The 18,407-nt window shown below is 63.8% G+C and carries 13 protein-coding genes and 1 pseudogene; 8 read left to right on the top strand and 6 right to left on the bottom strand.

Features of this window, described 5'->3' with window-relative positions; translation table 11 throughout:
* Nucleotides 1-89: 89 nt before the first annotated feature.
* Entirely contained in the window at nucleotides 90-1,244 is a 1,155-nt protein-coding gene (locus tag R3280_RS04905; RefSeq protein WP_318997463.1) for an ABC transporter substrate-binding protein, read from the top strand.
* A 57-nt stretch (nucleotides 1,245-1,301) separates the two neighbouring features.
* Here R3280_RS04905 and R3280_RS04900 read toward each other — a convergent pair whose 3' ends face one another.
* The 3 genes from R3280_RS04900 to R3280_RS04890 all read right to left on the bottom strand — a co-directional run bounded on the left by R3280_RS04900 (nucleotide 1,302) and on the right by R3280_RS04890 (nucleotide 4,284).
* Nucleotides 1,302-1,760, bottom strand: coding sequence for a MaoC family dehydratase (locus R3280_RS04900; protein WP_318997462.1), 459 nt, complete (start codon nucleotides 1,758-1,760; stop codon nucleotides 1,302-1,304).
* 174 nt (nucleotides 1,761-1,934) lie between these two features.
* A complete protein-coding gene (locus tag R3280_RS04895; RefSeq protein ID WP_318997461.1) occupies nucleotides 1,935-3,077 on the bottom strand; it encodes an acyl-CoA dehydrogenase in 1,143 nt (380 codons plus the stop codon).
* 10 nt (nucleotides 3,078-3,087) lie between these two features.
* Nucleotides 3,088-4,284 carry an acyl-CoA dehydrogenase family protein gene (locus R3280_RS04890; protein ID WP_318997460.1) on the bottom strand — a complete coding sequence of 399 codons (1,197 nt, stop codon included), beginning with the start codon at nucleotides 4,282-4,284 and terminating at the stop codon, nucleotides 3,088-3,090.
* A 332-nt stretch (nucleotides 4,285-4,616) separates the two neighbouring features.
* Between R3280_RS04890 and R3280_RS04885 the strand changes: the two genes are divergently transcribed.
* The gene (locus tag R3280_RS04885) at nucleotides 4,617-5,918 is read left to right on the top strand and encodes a DcaP family trimeric outer membrane transporter (protein WP_318997459.1); all 1,302 of its coding nucleotides are present in this window, start codon (nucleotides 4,617-4,619) and stop codon (nucleotides 5,916-5,918) included.
* A gap of 156 nt (nucleotides 5,919-6,074) precedes the next feature.
* On the opposite strand, the gene R3280_RS04880 is transcribed toward R3280_RS04885, so the two are convergent.
* Both R3280_RS04880 and R3280_RS04875 read right to left on the bottom strand, forming a co-directional pair.
* A complete protein-coding gene (locus R3280_RS04880) occupies nucleotides 6,075-7,241 on the bottom strand; it encodes an acyl-CoA dehydrogenase (RefSeq protein ID WP_318997458.1) in 1,167 nt (388 codons plus the stop codon).
* A gap of 80 nt (nucleotides 7,242-7,321) precedes the next feature.
* Nucleotides 7,322-8,527 (bottom strand): 3-oxoadipyl-CoA thiolase, encoded by a 1,206-nt coding sequence (locus R3280_RS04875; protein WP_318997457.1) that lies wholly within the window; start codon nucleotides 8,525-8,527, stop codon nucleotides 7,322-7,324.
* 225 nt (nucleotides 8,528-8,752) lie between these two features.
* On the opposite strand from R3280_RS04875, the gene R3280_RS04870 reads away from it, so the two are divergent.
* Nucleotides 8,753-10,084: a hypothetical protein gene (locus tag R3280_RS04870; RefSeq protein WP_318997456.1), complete on the top strand. Its 1,332-nt coding sequence runs from the start codon at nucleotides 8,753-8,755 to the stop codon at nucleotides 10,082-10,084.
* A 10-nt stretch (nucleotides 10,085-10,094) separates the two neighbouring features.
* On the opposite strand, the gene R3280_RS04865 is transcribed toward R3280_RS04870, so the two are convergent.
* Complete coding sequence (locus R3280_RS04865; RefSeq protein WP_318997455.1) at nucleotides 10,095-11,024, bottom strand: glyoxylate/hydroxypyruvate reductase A; 930 nt, start codon at nucleotides 11,022-11,024, stop codon at nucleotides 10,095-10,097.
* A 333-nt stretch (nucleotides 11,025-11,357) separates the two neighbouring features.
* On the opposite strand from R3280_RS04865, the gene R3280_RS04860 reads away from it, so the two are divergent.
* The 5 genes and pseudogenes from R3280_RS04860 to R3280_RS04835 form a co-directional block, all read left to right on the top strand.
* Nucleotides 11,358-12,158 (top strand): IclR family transcriptional regulator, encoded by an 801-nt coding sequence (locus tag R3280_RS04860; RefSeq protein ID WP_318997497.1) that lies wholly within the window; start codon nucleotides 11,358-11,360, stop codon nucleotides 12,156-12,158.
* Between the two features lie 255 nt (nucleotides 12,159-12,413).
* Nucleotides 12,414-14,507, top strand: coding sequence for a 3-hydroxyacyl-CoA dehydrogenase NAD-binding domain-containing protein (locus tag R3280_RS04855; protein WP_318997454.1), 2,094 nt, complete (start codon nucleotides 12,414-12,416; stop codon nucleotides 14,505-14,507).
* Nucleotides 14,508-14,611: 104 nt separating this feature from the next.
* Entirely contained in the window at nucleotides 14,612-15,796 is a 1,185-nt protein-coding gene (locus R3280_RS04850; RefSeq protein WP_318997453.1) for an acetyl-CoA C-acyltransferase, read from the top strand.
* A 12-nt stretch (nucleotides 15,797-15,808) separates the two neighbouring features.
* Nucleotides 15,809-17,611, top strand: a pseudogene (locus R3280_RS16895) (acyl-CoA dehydrogenase).
* Between the two features lie 272 nt (nucleotides 17,612-17,883).
* The coding region (locus R3280_RS04835; protein WP_318997450.1) for an alcohol dehydrogenase catalytic domain-containing protein at nucleotides 17,884-18,407 on the top strand (524 nt) is incomplete at its 3' end.

Raw genomic sequence — 18,407 nt, 5'->3', positions numbered from 1 at the left:
AGGTTCCTGATTCCGGTGGCGGCCCAGTGCCGCTGCCGGTTCCAACAACAAACGGTTCACATGACAAGCGAACAACCAGGGAGCAGACAATGAAAATAGCAAAGAGACTTGGCCGCGCTGTCGCGGTGGCGACACTGGGACTTGGCCTGTCCACCTCGGCGGTCGCCGAGGAGATCAACATCGGCTTCACCGGCCCGCTCAGCGGAGGCGCCGCCCTCTATGGGGAGAACACCCTGTCCGGCCTGCGCATGGCGGTGGACGAGATCAACGCCGCCGGTGGTTTCGAGGTGGCCGGCGAGAACCATACCCTCAACCTGGTGGCGCTGGACGACCGCTATTCCCCGGCTCAGGCTGCCACCAACGCCAAGCGCCTGGTGCAGGAATCCGGCGTGCCGGCGGTGTTCGTGCCCCACTCCGGAGGCGTATTCGCGCTTCAGGACTTCAACGAGAAAGACGATTTCCTGGTGATGGCCTACACCAGCGTGCCCACGGTCACCGAGAAGGGCAACGAGCTCACCATCCGCATCCCGCCCACCTTCGACGGCTATGTGAAGGCCTTCACCGACTACGCTCTCAAGCACCAGGGCGATACCCTCGGCATGGGCGGCGCCACCCACGAGTACGCCAAGATCTGGGCGGCCATGATCAAGAAGGAGTGGGTCGCCAGGGGCGGCACCATCGTGGCTGACAACCCCATGGACTACAACAAGTCCGCGGACTTCTACACCGGTGTCAGCCGGATCCTGGCGGAGCGCCCGGACGTGATATTCATCGGCGGCGCTTCCGAGCCCACCGGCCTGGTGGCGCAGCAGGCCCGCCAGCTGGGTTACCAGGGCGGTTTCATCGTGATGGACCAGGCCAAGATCGACGAGATGGCCCAGGTCGCTGGTGGCCTGGAGATGCTGGAAGGCGCGATTGGCGTGGTTCCGCTGTCCGTGTACGAGACCGAAGCGGCGCAGGACTTCATCAAGCGCTACCAGGCCCAGTACAACAAGATGCCCGGCTCAGAGGCCGCCTACAACTACCTGGCCCTGCACGCAGTGGTGGAAGCCATGCAGCGGTCCGGCAAGACCGATGCCCGCGCCATTCGCGGTGCCATCAGCGAGGCGCTGGCGCAGATGGACGCCAGCAAGAACCCCTACGAGGTGCGCGAAGTCACCGAGACGGGGGGCTTTGTCACCGAGACCACCCTGGCGGTGGTGGAAGACGGCAAGATCGTGCAGAAGGAGATCGAAGGTCAGTAAACGCAAAAAGGGGTCAGAAGAAAGCTTTCTTCTGCCCCCGGACTCTGTCCTCTTGCCTCAGTTCTGCACGTACATCACCAGGTTTTCGGCCACACAGGCGGGCTTGTCCTCGCCCTCGATCTCCACCGTGGTCTGGTAGGCGGCCAGAACCCGCTGCGGGTCCAGCTCGGTGACTTCCTGCAGGGTCACCCGGGTGCGGATGCGGGCGCCGGCCTTGACGGCGGCGGGAAAGCGCAGCTTGTTGAGGCCGTAGTTGATGCTGGCGGCCGTGCCGGTCACCCGGATCACATCCTGGTTCAGCAACGGAATCAGCGATACGGTGAGGAAACCATGGGCCACCGGGCTGCGCCATGGCGATTCGACCCGGGCCCGCTCCACGTCCACGTGGATCCACTGATGGTCTCCGGTGGCATCGGCGAAGGCCTGGATCATGTCCTGGCTGATGGTCTTCCAGGGGCTGTGACCGATGAACTCGCCCTGATGGCGGGCCAGATCGCCCAATGAAATCTCGTTCATGACAGTAGCCTTCTTATCGATGTCAGAATCTAGGTTTAAATGAGAGAAACTTGATTTCATTATTTTCCGGCACCTGTCACTCGGCCTTGCGCAGGTCCTGGCTGTCGTTGCTGTTGGTCATCTTGGTCTCTCCCCAATAAAAAAGACGGCCCGGAGGCCGCCTCGAAAACCCGCTCAGCTGGCCTGCAACAGGGCAGCGAAGCGCTCCAGGTGATGGTCGTCATCCCCCAGCTGGTGGTTGATCATGATCAGGCGCTTGGCGTAGTGGGCGAAGCTGTATTCCCAGGTCATGCCGATACCGCCGTGGGACTGGATGCCGTTCTCGGAAATGAACTGGCCGGCACGGCCGATCACGTTCTTGGCGGCGGCCAGTACACGGCGGCGCTCCAGACTCTGGTCCTGGTCCGCCACGCTGGCGGCCAGGATCGACATGGAACGGGCCTGCTCAAGCTCCGACATCATGTCGACCATGCGGTGCTGGAGGACCTGGAACTTGCCGATGGGCACGCCAAACTGCTTGCGCTGCTTGAGGTAGTCCAGGGTGAGCTCGTTGGCTTCCTCCATGCACCCGACCGCCTCGGCACAGAGCGCCGAAATGGCCCGGCCGACCTGGTATTCGATGATGTCGCCGGCCTGGCCCTCGGCGCCCAGCAGGGCGTCGGCGCCCACCTTGACGTCATTGAGGAAGAGGTCGCAGGCCTTGGCCCCGTCGATGGTGGGATAGCTGCGCTTTTCCACGCCCTTGGCATCCGGGTTGATGGCAAACAGGCTCAGGCCGTCGCTGTCACGGCTGTCGCCGCTGCTGCGGGCGGATACGATCAGCAGGTCGGCGCAGTGGCCGCCAATGACCACCGCCTTGCGGCCGTTGAGGGTGTAGCCATCAGCGGATTTTTCGGCGCGGGTTTCCACGTCGTCCAGGTTGTAGAAACTCTGGGGCTCCTGCAGGCCAACGGCGACCTTGAGCTGGCCGGACGCCACGCCTTCCAGCCACTGCTGCTTCTGCTGGTCACTGCCCGCCTGGCTGATCAGACCGCCGCCCAGGATCACCGACTGGATATAGGGCTCCAGGCAGAGCCCGCGGCCGAGTTCGGTCATCACCGAGCGCACCTCGATGCCGGTGCCGCCAAAGCCACCCAGTTCCTCGGGGAAGGGCACCGCGGTGATGCCCAGCTCAGCCAGATGGTTCCAGAAGTCCTCGCTGAAGCCCAGCTCGGTCTCGCTGAACTCCAGGCGTTTCTCAAAGCTGTATTCACCACGGACCAGGCGGGCCACAGTGTCCTGCAGCATCTGTTGCTCTTCGTTGAGTCTGAAATCCATGATCGCCTCCTTATAGTCCGAGAATCATTTTGGATACGATGTTCTTCTGGATCTCATTGGACCCGCCGAAGATCGACAGCTTGCGGTTGTTGAAGTACTGGGGCGCCAGTGGAGCAGCGTCCTCATCGGACAGGTACTCGCCCTCGAATCCGTAGTGCATCTCCTCCTCCACGAATGGCAGCGCGTAGGGGCCGATGGCCCGGCGCGCCAGGTCGTTGATGGTCTGGCGGATCTCCGTGCCGCGGACCTTGAGCATGGAACTCTCGGCACCGGGTACGCCGCCGCCTTCCACCGAGGCGATGATGCGCAGGTTGCTGATGGCCGCCGCCATCAGGTCGATGTCCACCTGGGCGATGCGCCGGCTGAAGGTCGGATCCTCGATCAGCGGCCGGCCGTTCTTCAGGCGCCGCCCGGCCAGGCTCTTCAGGTGTGCCAGCGCCGCCTTGGACAGGCCAATGCCGGCCAGGCCGGTACGCTCGTAGGTGAGCAGGTACTTGGCATAGGTCCAGCCCTTGTTCTCCTCTCCCACCAGGTTCTCCACCGGCACCTTGACGTCCTCGAAGAAGACCTCGTTGACCTCGTGCTCACCATCCAGGGTGATGATCGGACGCACGCTGATGCCCGGTGTATCCATGTCCATCAGCAGGAAGGAGATGCCTTCCTGGGGCTTGACCTCGGTGTTGGTGCGGACCAGGCAGAAGATCTTGTTGGCATGCTGGCCCAGGGTGGTCCAGGTCTTCTGGCCGTTGACGATGTAATGGTCGCCTTCGCGCACGGCCCGGGTCTTCAGGGAGGCCAGGTCGGAGCCTGCGCCCGGTTCGGAATAGCCCTGGCACCACCAGTCCTCGCCGCTGAGGATGCGGGGCAGGTAGTGCTGTTTCTGCTCCTCGGTGCCGAACTTGATGATCACCGGGGCCACCATGTTGACGCCGAACGGAATCGAGCGTGGCACCCCGTAGCGGCAGGACTCCTCGTCCCAGATGTGCTTCTGCACCGGGGTCCACTTGACCCCGCCGTACTCCTCCGGCCAGTGCGTGGCGTACCAGCCCTGCTCGCTGAGGATGCGCTGCCAGCGCTGGTGGTCTTCCTTGCTCAGGCGCCGGTAGTGCTTGACCTTCTCCGCGATGTCCTCGGGCAGTTTGGACTCCAGAAAGGCCCGGACCTCGTCCCGGAAGGCGAGCTCGTCAGCGGTGTAGCTAATATTCATCGATCGACCTCTCGGTTGTTCTTAGCGAAAAGTAATACCGCATAGCAGAATATCTTTATCTTGAATGATCAACCTGGACCTGTCAATTGCAGCACAGACCAAATAAGTACTTACTGATACGTCATTCCGCAGAATTTGGTTTTAAAAGGTTGTTGTCCGATTTTGCTTTGTCTATATTCGGTGATACGAAAGCCGGTATTGCTTTGCGAAACAATAAATCATACAAGTATCGCACAGCGGAACAAGGTTCAATAAAAATAGATATTCGGCAGACGATCATGCCCCGGCTTTTGAGACACAACAAAATCAACAAGCACGAGACGAGGTCCGCAATGAGAAAAACAACCCGATCGTTCAATAAAAACACACTTACCCGATCCATCGCCCTGGTCACCCTGACCGTGGGCTCCGGCGCCGCCCTGGCTCAGGAAAGCGAACTGGAGGCCCTGAAAAAGCAGGTGGAGCGACTCGAAAAACAGGTCAGTGAGCGTATCGAAGCCCCGGAATACGATGCCAAGAACCTCTACCTGCTGCAGGATGGCAACGGCTTCAAAATCGGTAACACCACCATCACCATCGCCGGTTTCATCAAGGCGGACGCCATCTTCGGCTCCGACGGCAACGGCACCCGCAACAGCTATTCCGTCGGTCTGCCCCGAACCTTCGCCAGCGCCGCCGCCACCGATACAGGCGACTGGAAAACCGGCTTCACCGCCAGGGAGAGCCGCTTCAGTCTCGGTACCAAGACCCCGGATGTGGCCGGCTCCACCCTGACCACCTATCTTGAGATGGACTTCCAGGGCGGCATCGACGCGCCGGGCAACGAGGTGGTCTCCAACAGCTACAATCCGCGTCTGCGTCAGGCCTATGGCTCCTGGAACAGCTGGGATTTCGGTCAGACCTACACCACCTTCTCCGACCTGGCGGCCATGCCCGAGATCCTTGACCAGGGCAAGCAGGCGGCCTTTATCTACAGCGTCCAACCCATGCTCCGCTACAACATGGCGTCGCCGGGCGGCAAGCTGATGGTGGCGCTGGAGAACCCGGAAGACGGTTTCGGGTCCACCTCCTATGACGATCAGTCCTACCCGGACCTGACCGCGCGCTACCAGCTGCGCAGCAAGCTCGGGATCTACTCGGTGGCCGGCATGGTACGCAGCATCGAGGACGATGCCGCGGACAAGACCGACGTCACCGGCGCGGTGTCACTGAGTGCGCGAATTCCCACCTTTGGCCGGGACGACCTCCGGCTGCAGTACAGCTACGGCACGCTGGGCCGCTACCTGGGCCTGTTCACCTATCCGGACCTGGATCTGGGCGCCCTGGCGGCCGGTGAGGTGGAGCCGCTCAAGACCTACGGTGCCACCATCGCCTACCGGCATTTCTGGAGCCCCCAGTGGCGCAGTAACCTGAGCCTGTCCCAGACCGAGATTGTCGACGACCTGGCCAATCCGCCAGCAGGAACCCTGAGCTACTTCGACAAGTCCGCCTCGGTGCACGCCAACCTGATCTGGTCGCCCCACAAGAAACTGGACCTGGGCCTGGAGTACGCCTACTGGGACTTCGATCGCATCGGGTCGGACAGCAGCGAGCAGTACGAGCAGGTGATCGCCTCGGCCCGTCTGAGGTTCTGATCCGCGGCTCTTTTGAGAGCGGGAGCCGGAGGCCGGCGCCCCATGACTCAGGTGTGGTTTACCCCTTTTTGCCTCGAAGACGCCTGCTTCGGGGCTTTTTTTCGGCCACAAAAAAGGCAGGGCCTGAGCCCTGCCTGATCTGCCGCCTGTCGGCAATCAGCTGAAGGCCTGGATACCGGTCTGGCCACGGCCCAGGATCAGGGCGTGGACATCGTGGGTGCCCTCGTAGGTGTTGACCGCCTCCAGGTTCATCACGTGCCGGATGACGTGGTACTCGTCGGCAATGCCGTTGCCGCCGTGCATGTCACGGGAGACCCGGGCAATGTCCAGGGCCTTGCCGCAGTTGTTGCGCTTGAGCAGGGAGACCGCATCCGGGGTGGCGGTGCCGTCGTCCATCATGCGGCCCAGCTGCAGGACAGCCTGCAGGCCCAGGGTGATCTCGGTCTGCATGTCCACCAGCTTCTTCTGGATCAGCTGGTTGGCGGCCAGCGGCTTGCCGAACTGCTTGCGCTCAAGGGTGTAGTTGCGGGCCGCGTGCCAGCAGAACTCGGCGGCGCCCAGCGACCCCCAGCTAATGCCGTAGCGGGCCTTGGTGAGGCAGCTCAGCGGGCCCTTGAGGCCTTCGACTTCCAGCTTGTTCTCTTCCGGCACGAAGACCTCATCCATGAAGATGGAGCCGGTCTCGGACGCCCGCAGCGAGAACTTGCCTTCGATCTTGGGGGTGTCCAGGCCCTTGGCGCCGCGCTCCAGCACGAAGCCGGTAACCTTGCCGTCAAGCTTGCCCCAGACCACGCAGACATCGGCAATGGGGGAGTTGGTGATCCAGGTCTTGGAACCACTCACCAGGTAACCGCCCTCCACCCGCTTGGCGCGGGTCTCCATACCGCCGGGGTCGGAACCGTGGTTGGGCTCGGTGAGGCCGAAGCAGCCCACCAGCTCGCCGGAGGCCAGCTTGGGCAGGATGCGCTGTTTCAGGGCTTCCTGACCATAGGTATGGATCGGATACATCACCAGCGAGGACTGTACGCTCAGGGCGGAGCGGTAGGCCGAATCCACCCGCTCCACTTCCCGGGCGATCAGGCCGTAGCAGACGTGGTTGAGGCCCGGGCCGCCGTATTCCTCCGGCAGGGTGGCGCCGAGCATGCCGAGCTCGCCCATCTCGTTGAAGATGTTGCGGTCGAACTTCTCGTGGCGGTTGGCCTGGAGGATGCCGGGCATCAGGCGCTGGTCACAGAACGAGCGGATGCTGTCACGGACCTGGCGTTCGGTTTCGTCCAGTTGCTTGTCGAATTGCAGCAGGTCATCCCAGGGTGCGGAAGCCATGTTTGTCTCCTGATTTCTCATGGGGGCGACACCCCATGGGTGCCGCCGGAGCCGTCGGGCCTGGCGTGGCCAACGGCGGGTTAGTCGGTATAGCGCTCCAGAACCGCGGCAATGCCCTGGCCCACACCAATGCACATACTGATCAGCGCATAACGGCCGCCGCTGCGCTCCAGCTGCCGGGTCGCAGTCAGGGCGATGCGGGCGCCGGAGGCTCCCAGCGGGTGGCCCACGGCGATGGCGCCGCCGTTGGGATTCAGCCGGGAATCACCGGCGTCGAGACCCAATCGTGTGGTGCAGCCGAGCACCTGTGCGGCAAAGGCCTCGTTGATCTCGATCACGTCCATGTCCTTGAGGCTGAGGCCGGCTCGGGCCAGCGCCTTCTCGCTGGCGGGTACCGGACCGTACCCCATGGTGCGGGGATCGACCCCGGCCACGGCAGCGGATACGATGCGGGCACGGGGCCGGATGCCGGCGTTTTCCCCCGCCGCCAGCGAGCCGACGATCAGCGCCGCGGCGCCGTCGTTGATACCCGAGGCGTTGCCGGCGGTAACCACGCCGCCCTCGAACAGCGGCTTCAGGCCAGCCAGGGCCTCCAGGTCGGACTGTGGCCGCGGGTGTTCGTCCTGGTCCACCACCAGGGTGGGTTTCTTGCGGCCCTGGTAGACACTCACCGCCTGGATCTCTTCATTATAGAAGCCGTCCTTCAGGGCGGCGTCGTAGCGGGCCTGGCTCTGGGCGGCGAACCGGTCCACCGCTTCCCGCGTCAGGCCCAGCTCCCGGGCGATATTGTCGGCGGTCTCCGGCATGGTGTCGGCGCCGAACTGCTTCTCGATCAGCGGATTGGGGAAGCGGGCGCCGATGGTGCTGTCGAAGGCCCGGAAATCCCGGCTGAAGGGGGTTTCGCTCTTGGCCATGACAAAGGGCGCCCGGCTCATGCTCTCGGCGCCGCCGGCAACAAACAGGGCGCCTTCGCCACAGCGGACCGCGCGGGCGGCGTCGATCACAGCCGCCAGGCCGGAGCCGCACAGGCGATTGACGGTGATGCCGCCGGTCTCCATTGGCAGTCCGGCCAGCAGGCTGGCATGGCGCGCCAGGTTGCGGGCGTCTTCACCGGCCTGGTTGGTGCAGCCTGCGATCACATCCTCATAGGCAAGGGGATCAAAGGCATTGCGCTCCACCAGGGCGCGGATAACGCCGGCCAGCAGATCGTCGGGGCGCACCCTGGCAAGACAGCCGGCGTGGCGCCCGAACGGGGTTCGCAGGCCGTCATAGATGTATGCGCTCATGGCATCTCCTGTAGATAAAGGCAGGTACTCGCCCGACCGGATCGATTCCGGCGCGGGGGAAATCAGGCTTGCCTTGTCAGAAACGTTAATATAGTTTCGATAAGCGGAATTAAGTTTTGTATATGGCTTGTCGAAAGATTAATCCGCACGCCGACCAATTGCAAGCCATCCGCCGGTTCAGGGTTGGCCTCCCATTCATGCCGTAACGCGAGTTGTCTGCCGCTGATGATTCACTACCTGTTGCCCTTTGCGGTCGTGACCGAGCTGCTGGCCCTGGTGGCCGGGCTGGACCGGCTCAGCGTGGTTGCCGGGGCTGCTATGCTGGGCTACTTCGTCCTCACCCTGCTGCAGCTGGCGGGTTATGCCCGCTACCTGGCCATGGTGACCCTGGCGACCCTGGCGCTGCTCGGTGGCAGCGGCCGTCTTGGGGCCGCCGACCTGGCTGCGGCCGCCACCGCCGCGGCCTTCTACGGCACCTTCCTGGCCAGCCTTGGCATGATGCAGTGTCTGGTGCGCCGCTTCGAGGTGTTGCGCCGAATCCACGACCTGCTGCTTGGCGGCCCGCCACTTTGGCTCTATCCCAAGTATGCCCTCACCAGCTTCGGGGTGGCCTCGGTGCTCAATTTCGGGATGATGAACCTGCTCTGCGGCGCGCTGTCCGAGACCCTCAGCGAACGGGGCATCACCGGCGCCACCCGTCTGCGGTGGCTCAGAAGTGTGCTCAGCAGCACCCTGCGGGGGTTTGCCCTGGTGCCCCTGATTGCCCCCACCAGCGTTGCCGTTGCCATCATCACCCGGGAGGTTCCGGAGCTGAGCTGGGCACAGTTGCTGCCCTACAGCGCCAGTGCGGCGGCGGTGTTCGTGCTGGTGGGCTGGGTGCTGGAGTATCGCCGCTTTCGCCAGATCAGCGCCGAGCGCACTCGGCTCGAACGCCTGCCCGGCGGCAGTCTGCGCCTGCTGGTAGTGATCGCGGGAGTGTTCGGCCTGATGGCGGCACTGGTGAGCCTGACCCCGCTCAACGTTTCCCGCGCCGCCATGGTGTCGGTGCCGGTGGTGACCTGTCTTTATATGCTGTGGCTGGACCGGGCGCCGGCGCGGATGCTGGCGGAAGTGGTGGACAACACCCAGGCATTGCGCAACGAGATCTGCATCTTCGCCGCGTCGGCGGCCCTTGGCGTGACGCTGGCTCTGCAGGTGCCACCGGCGCTGATTGCCGGGCTGCTGGCCGACCAGGCCGGCATCTGTGGCCTGGCGGTCGGTGCGATGGTCAGCCTGCCGCTGCTGGCGGCGGTGGGCATCGCCCCCATCACGGTGCTGAGTTTCCTGGCCGGCCTGCTGTCCCAGCTCACGGCCACCGGCCTGCCACCGCTGCTGGTGGCGGTGGCGCTGGTGATCGGTTTTTCCATGGCCATGATGCTGTCGCCGTTCGGGCCCTCGGTGATGCTGCTGGCGCGGTTCGGCCAGCTGTCCCGCTGGCTGGTGGCCTTTGGCTGGAACGGCCTGTTCGCCCTCAGCACCCTGCCGTTGATGCTCATCCTGTTGTGGCTCTGGGAGTGAGGGGCGCCGGTCAGTAGCCGCGGTCGATGTCGATGATGCCGCTGATCTCCTCGCCGGCGGCAAGGCGGCGGATCTTGCCGGTGATCTGCTCCAGGGTCGCATCCCGAAGCGTCCGGGCGGAGATGTGGGGGGTGATGGTGATGTCCTTGCGCTGCCAGAACGGGTGGTCATCCGGCAGGGGCTCCCGGCTGAAAACGTCCAGCGAGGCCCGGGTCAGGAGGCCCTCGTCCAGGGCCGCCAGCAGATCCGCCTCCACCAGGTGCTCGCCCCGGCCGACGTTGATCAGCATGGCTTCCGGCTGGAGACGGGCAAAGGTACTGTGATTGAGGATGCCGCGGGTGGCCTCGGTCAGGGGCAGGGTGTTCACCAGCACCCGTGTGCCGGCCAGGAATTCCTCGAAGCCAGCGTCGCCGCTGTAGGTGGTCACGTCCTCGATCCGGTGTTGACTGCGGGCCCAGCCGCTGACCGGATAATCCAGTGCCGTCAGCAGTCGCGCCACCCGCTTGCCGATGTGGCCCAGGCCCATGATGCCCACCGGCCATTCCCGGCGCTTGATGGGGCGGTGGATCTTCCATTGGTTGTCACGTTGCTGGGCCCGGTACACAGCCATGTCCCGGCTGGCCTCGATCAGCTGGTGGGCAACGTACTCCGCCATCTGAACCGACATGCCGGCGTCCTCCAGACGCACGACCGGAATGCCCCGGGGCAGATTGGGTACCTTGAGCAGGCCGTCAATGCCGGCGCCCAGGTTGAAGACCGCCTTCAGTCCGGTCTCCCGCTCGAACAGCTCTGCCGGGGGCTGCCAGACAATGGCATAATCGGCGCCCACGGCAGGGCCTTGAGGATCCCAGACATGGATTTCCGCCTCTGGCAGCAACGCCTGCAGCGGCTGGGTCCAGCGTTCGGGTTTGGGGTCGCCGGCAACGAACAGTATCTTCATGCTAGGGTCCTTTCGGGCCTGAGGTAAGTGAAAGTCCTGAGTCAAATTGACCGCAGTTGTTCCGCCTGTCAAAATTAATTACCGAAAAAAACTATCAAATGCCGGGGCTTTTGTCATCCTGACGGAATTAATGTGAAACAAAAAGAAAGAGTGTTTCATCTTTGGCACAGATTTTGTTTGGTTTGTCTGGCATTGGTCTGTTTCACAGATTAAAATATCGTCATTCCACCTTCATTACATGCATTACCGTAGCGAATGGCGGTCACCAGCCAAAGCCGCGGAGGAATTAGAGGCCTCATGACTGACAACCAGGATTTAATGCCGGATCTGGATATGGCATCCGAAGGGCCGGGCAGCGCCAATCCGGGCAAGCCGGAAAAAGACCGCAAGTTCGTGGAGGCGCTGTCCCGCGGGCTGGACGTGCTGCGCGCTTTCAGCCAGGGTTCGGTGATCCTGGGCAACCAGGACATCGCCCGCATCACCGGCCTGCCCAAGCCCACCATCTCCCGCATGACCTATACCCTGACCAAGCTGGGCTACCTCAGCTATAACCCGGTGCTTGAGAAGTACCAGCTCAGCTCCGGCGTGCTGGCCCTGGGTTACGCCTATGTGTCCAACCTCAAGGTGCGCCAGCTGGCCAAGCCCTACATGGACGAGTTTGCCCGCCGCACCAACATGTCCGTGGGCCTGACCTGCCGCGACCGCCTGCACATGATCTATGTCGAGAACCGGCTGCCGCCGGAGGCGTCGCTGCTGCGCATGGAGATCGGCCTCAAGCTGCCCATGGCCACCACCTCCGCCGGCCGCGCCTACTGCTCGGCCATCAGCGAGGATGGCCGGACCATCCTGATGCAGGCGATGGCGGAAAAGTACGGGCCGGAGGCCTGGCCGGAAAAGAAGGAAGGCCTGGAGCGGGCCATGGAAGACTTCCGCAAGCATGGCTTCTGTTTGTCCCTCGGTGAGTGGGACCGGAATATCAATTCCGCCGGCGTGCCGGTACGCCTGCAGGATGGCACCATCATGGCGCTGACCTGTGCCGCACCTTCCTATCTGATTTCCGGTGAGAAGCTGCGGGAATCCATCGCCCACCAGCTGGCCATGCTGGGCAGCGATATCGAATCCCTCGGCGTCTGATTCCCGCCGGCTTTCCAGGCCAAAAAAACCGCAGGCGCCCCGCTCCTGCGGTTTTTTTATGGCCGCCGCCCGGTGGTTGCCTGCCGGGGCAAGCCTACGCCATGCTGTTCCCTGGTGCCGACGGTCAGATCAGTGTTGAAACTTGAGCCGAATTTGGTTTAAATCGTTATCATGTTTCGCTTAATAAAACTAGATTCCATGATTTATCGGGAGTCCGTTTTAACCGAACACCATCCGTTTTCTATGGGAGGAGTTATGTCCGAGGTCGTCAGCTATAACCGGGAAGGCGCTATCGGTGTCATCACCGTCCACTATCCGCCTGTGAATGCGCTCAGCCACGCCGTCCGGGCCGGCCTCTTGGAAGCTCTCAGGCAGGGTCAGGCTGATGCCGAAGCCAAGGCGCTCCTGCTGGTGTGTGAGGGCCGTACTTTTATCGCCGGCGCTGACATCCGTGAGTTCGGCAAGCCCATGCAGGAGCCGGGGCTGGTGGAGGTGATGGACGCCATCGAAAACAGCGAGAAACCCGTGGTGGCCGCCATTCACGGCACCGCCCTGGGCGGCGGTCTGGAAGTGGCCCTGGCCTGCCATTACCGGGTTGCCGTCAAGTCCGCCAAGGTGGGCCTGCCGGAGGTCAAGCTGGGCCTGCTGCCCGGCGCCGGCGGCACCCAGCGGCTGCCGCGGCTGACCGGCGCCCGCAAGGCGCTGGAGATGATCACCACCGGTGAGTTCATCTCCGCCTACGACGCCAAGGCCGCCGGCATTCTGGACGAGGTCCGCGAGGACGACGACATCGGCGCCGTCGGCATGGTCTTTGCCGGTGATGTGGTGGCCCAGGGCAAACCGGCGCGCCGGGTTCGGGATCTGAGTAACAAGGTGCAGGCCGATAAAGGCAGCGCGGTGTTCGAGGAATTTCGCGACGCCCTCAAGAAGAAATCCCCCGGCCTGTTCGCGCCCTTCAAGTGTGTCGATGCGGTTCAGGCCGCCACCGAACTGGATTTCGACGAGGGCATGAAGCGTGAACGCCAGCTGTTCCAGGAATGCATGGAATCGCCCCAGCGGGCGGGCCTGATCCATGCCTTCTTTGCCGAGCGTGAAGCCGCGAAGATTCCGGATCTCTCCCGTGATACGCCAGTCCGCAACGTTGACAGCGTCGGCATCATCGGCGCCGGTACCATGGGCGGCGGCATCGCCATGAACTTCGCCAACGTTGGCATCCCGGTGTTTCTGCTGGAGCAAAAGCAGGACGCCCTCGACAAGGGCCTGGCCGTGATCCGTCGCAACTACGAGAACAGCGCGAAAAAAGGCCGGCTGACCCAGGCCCAGGTGGAGGAGCGCATGGCGCTGATCCGCCCGACCCTGAGCTATGACGACTTCAGCGACGTGGACCTGGTGATCGAGGCGGTGTTCGAGGACATGGGCATCAAGAAGCAGATCTTCGGCCAGCTGGACAAGGTCTGCAAAACCGGCGCCATCCTGGCCTCCAATACCTCCACCCTGGACATCGATGAGATCGCCGCCGCGACCAGCCGCCCCGAAGACGTGGTGGGCATGCACTTCTTCAGCCCTGCCAACGTTATGAAACTGCTGGAGAATGTGCGCGGCGCCAAGACCTCCGATGAGGTCAAGGCCACGGTGATGAATGTCGCCAAGCGCATCAGGAAGGTGGGTGTCATGGTGGGCAACTGCTACGGCTTCGTCGGCAACCGCATGCTGCATCGCCGCGGCGCTGAGGCCACCGCCCTGGTCAACGAGGGCGCCAGTCCCCAGCAGGTGGACAAGGTGCTCACCGGCCTGGGCTTCCCCATGGGCCAGTTCGCCATGTCCGACCTGGCCGGTATCGATGTGGGTTACCGCATCCGCCAGGAACGCCGCAAGGCTGGCGAAGACATTCCCCCCAGCTGGATGGACAAGCTCGCCGAGCAGGGCCGCCTGGGCCAGAAGACCCAGGCCGGCGTCTACAAATACGAGGACGGCAGCCGCAAGCCGGTGCCGGATCCGGAAGTGGACCGGCTGATCGAGGAGTTCCGCCAGGAACAGGGCATCCGGCCCCGCTCCATCAGCGATGACGAGATCCTCGAGCGCTGCATGTACGTGATGATCAACGAAGGCGCCAAGATCCTGGAAGAGGGCATCGCTTACCGGTCCTCGGACATCGACGTGGTCTGGATCTATGGCTACGGCTTCCCGGCCTACCGCGGCGGCCCCATGTTCTGGGCCGAGCAGGTGGGCCTGGACAAGATCCTGGACGCGGTCCGCAACTTCCACAACACCGTCGGCGGCGACCAGTGGCGCCCGTCCGAGCTGCTCGAGCGCCTGGTGAGCGAAGGCAAGGGCTTCAGCGACCTGTAAGCCAGGCGTTTCACAATCCCTGACGATGGGCCCGCGGCCACACCGGCGGGCCCGGCCGTTTGCACTCAGCGGGTGCCAAACCCATTGCCACGGAGGACATTCCCATGTCTGACGCAGTCATTGTTTCCACCGCCCGTACCGGTCTTGGCAAGTCCTACCGGGGCGCCCTCAACAACACCCACAGCATCGACCTGGCCGGCCACGTGATTCACCACGTAGTTGAGCGCGCCGGCATCGACCCGGCCGTGGTGGAGGACGTCATCCTCGGCGCCAGCTTCCAGGAAGGCGCCCAGGGCCGCAACATGGCCCGCCTGGCAGCCATCCGCGCCGGCCTGCCGGTGACCACCGCCGGCATGTCCATCAACCGCTTCTGCAGCTCCGGCCTGCAGGCCATCTCCCTGGCCGCCCAGCGGGTGCTGTCGGAGAAGGTTCCGGCCATGGTGGCAGGCGGCGTCGAGTCCATCTCACTGGTGCAGAATGACAAGATGAACGCCTTCCACGCCACCAACGACTGGCTGATGAAGAACAAGCCGGAACTCTACCTCTCGATGATCGAAACCGCCGACATCGTCGCCAAACGCTACAACATCAGCCGGGAAGCCCAGGATGAGTACGCGCTGGTGTCCCAGCAGCGCACCGCCAAGGCCCAGGAGGCTGGCTACTTCGACGACGAGATCGTGCCCATCGACACCGTCATGAAGGTCAAGAACAAGGAAACCGGCGAAGTGACCGAAAAAGAGGTCACCCTCACCAAAGACGAGTGCAACCGCCCCAACACCACCCTGGAAGGCCTGGCCGGCCTGGAACCGGTGCGCGGGCCCGAGCAGTTCATCACCGCCGGCAACGCCAGTCAGCTGTCCGACGGCGCCTCCGTCTGCCTGGTAATGGACAGCACCTACGCCGAGAAGAACAACATCGAACCCATGGGCATCTTCCGCGGCTTCGCCGTCGCCGGCTGCGAGCCGGACGAAATGGGCATCGGCCCGGTCTACGCCATCCCGCGCCTGCTGGAGCGTACCGGCCTGAAGATGGACGACATCGACCTGTGGGAACTGAACGAAGCCTTCGCCTCCCAGGTGGTCTACTGCCGTGACAGGCTGGGCATCCCCATGGAAAAGCTCAACGTCAACGGCGGCTCCATCTCCATCGGCCACCCCTACGGTGTCACCGGCTCCCGCCTCACCGGCCATGCCCTGATCGAAGGCAAGCGCCGGGGCGCCAGGTACGTGGTGGTCACCATGTGCATCGGCGGCGGCCAGGGCGCCGCCGGCCTGTTCGAAGTGGTCTGATCCGGAGGCAGCGTGCAGCAGAATATCATCAACACCAGCGACCTGGCCTTCCAGCTATTCGAGCTGCACAAGGTGGACGATCTGTTGCGCTTCCAGCGCTATGCTGACCACAGCCGGGAGACCCTGCAGGCGGCGCTGGATTTGGCGCTGAAAGTGGCTGTGGAGGAGTTCGCTCCCCACGCCCGCCTGGTGGATGAGGAAGAGCCCAGGTTCGAGAACGGCCGGGTCACCATGCGGCCCGAGGTCAAGAAAGCCCTGGATGTACTGCGAGACACCGGCCTCATGGCCGCCAGCCAGGACTACGACCGTGGCGGCATGCAGCTGCCGGCGCCGGTGGCCCAGATGTGTGTGGGCCTGCTCAAGGGTGCCAACGTCGGTACCCAGGGCTACGCCGGCCTCACCATCGCCGCCGCCAACCTGATCCTGGCCCACGGCAGCGAGGCACAGAAGGAAGGCTATGCCGCCCCCATGCTGGCCGGGCGCTTCTTCGGCACCATGTGCCTGACCGAGCCCCAGGCCGGCTCCTCCCTGGGAGACCTGCGCACCCGCGCCGAACCCCAGGCCGATGGCAGCTACCGCCTGTTCGGCAACAAGATCTACATCTCCGGCGGCGATCACGAGCTCAGTGAGAACATCGTCCACATGGTGCTGGCGCGGCTGCCGGACGCGCCGGCGGGGGTGAAGGGCATCTCCCTGTTCCTGGTGCCCAAGATCCTGGTCAACGACGACGGCAGCCTCGGCCAGCGCAACGATGTCGCCCTGGCGGGCCTGATCCACAAGATGGGCTACCGCGGCACCACCTCCACCATGCTCAACTTCGGCGAGAAAGACGGCGCCGTTGGCTATCTGGTAGGTGAGCCCAACCGGGGCCTGGCGGCCATGTTCCACATGATGAACGAGGCCCGCATCGGTGTCGGCCTGGGCGCCGTGATGCTGGGCTACACCGGCTACCTGCACAGCCTGGAATACGCCCGGGAACGGCGCCAGGGCCGCCCGGTGGGGGAGAAAGACCCGAACTCACCGATGGTCCCGCTGATCCGCCACGCCGACATCCGCCGCATGCTGCTGATTTAGAAAGCCTACGTGGAAGGCGGCCTGTCATTGTGCCTGCAGGGCGCCATATTGGTGGACGAAAAGAAATTCGCCGAAACCCCCGAAGCCCGCGCCGAGGCCGCCGGCCTGCTGGATCTGCTGACCCCGGTGATCAAGTCCTGGCCGGCCCAGTTCTGCCTGGAAGCCAACAGCCTGGCGATCCAGGTCTACGGCGGCTACGGCTACACCCGGGAGTACCCGGTCGAGCAGTTCTACCGGGACAACCGCCTCAACCCCATCCACGAAGGCACCCACGGCATCCAGGGCCTGGACCTGCTGGGGCGAAAGGTGGGCCTGGACAACGGCGAACACTACCAGATCCTGGTCGACCGCATTCGCCGCACCGTCGACGAAGCCGAGCGAGTGCCACCGCTGGCGGACAACGCCGCTCGTCTGTCCGAGGCCCTGGAGAGCCTGGTTGAGGCCACCGAAGCCATCAACCGGATTCGCCGGGCCGGCGAGACCGAACGTGCACTGGCCAATGCCTCGCTGTATCTTGAGGCCTTTGGCCATCTGGTGGTTGGCTGGCTCTGGCTGCGCCAGGCCCTGGTCGCCCAGGCCGGCCTCAATGGCCATGGCCCCCGGACGCCAGCCTTTTATGATGGCAAACTCAAGGCCTGCGACTACTTCTGCCGCTACGAACTGCCGCGGGTGAACGCCCTGGCGGGCCTGTTGCGCACGGCGGATACCACCACCCTGGAGATTTCAGAGGACAGTTTTTAGGGATTTTTCGATCGCAAACTGCCTGCCCGCGGAGCAGCGGTCGGACCACCCTCCGAAAACCGTGTGTTGCCAGGGATGGCAACTCCGAGCCCCCATGGGTGAGGCAAGCGTTTATGAAGCGGAGCTTCATGCGCAGCCGAACGACTGCAATCTGTGATTGCAGGCCGGACCCGCTCGCGGGGGTTTACGGCGTGTTTTCGGAGGGTGGTCCGACCGTTGCTCTACTCCGAGGACGGCAGTCAAAACCAAGAATAAACAGGAGCAAGCACACCATGACGCGTGAAGCCAAGGCCGTCGTCTGCCGGGAATGGGGCCAGCCCCTGACGGTGGAAACCATCCGGGTCGCCGCCCCCAAACGCAATGAAATCACCATCAAGGTGGCCGCCTGCGGCGTCTGCCACAGCGACCTCTCTGCCGCCACCGGCAAGATCCAGTACCCGCCGCCCCTGGTGCTCGGTCACGAGGCCGCCGGAGTGGTGATCGAAGTCGGCGAGGGCGTTACCGGGTTCCAGGAAGGCGACCATGTGGTCAGCTCCTTCATCTCAATGTGCGGCAAATGCCGCCAGTGCGTCCGCGGCCGACCGGTGCTCTGCGACAATGCCGGCAAAGCCATGTTCACCCTGCCAGACGGCACCGTTCGTACCACCGACAGTGAGGGCAACGACCTCAATGTGTTTGGCGCCTGCGGCGTGATGGCCGAATACGCCACCCTGCACGTGGACAACGCCGTCAGGATCGAGCCCGGCGTGCCCCTGCAGAACGCCGCCCTGGTAGGCTGCGCCGTCATGACCGGCGT

Origin of the sequence: Marinobacter sp., from assembly GCF_033722195.1 — a bacterium.
In the GTDB taxonomy this organism is placed as follows: Bacteria; Pseudomonadota; Gammaproteobacteria; order Pseudomonadales; family Oleiphilaceae; genus Marinobacter.
The sequence above is the reverse complement of the archived record's forward strand: the minus strand, read 5'-3'. Positions and strand labels throughout refer to the sequence as shown.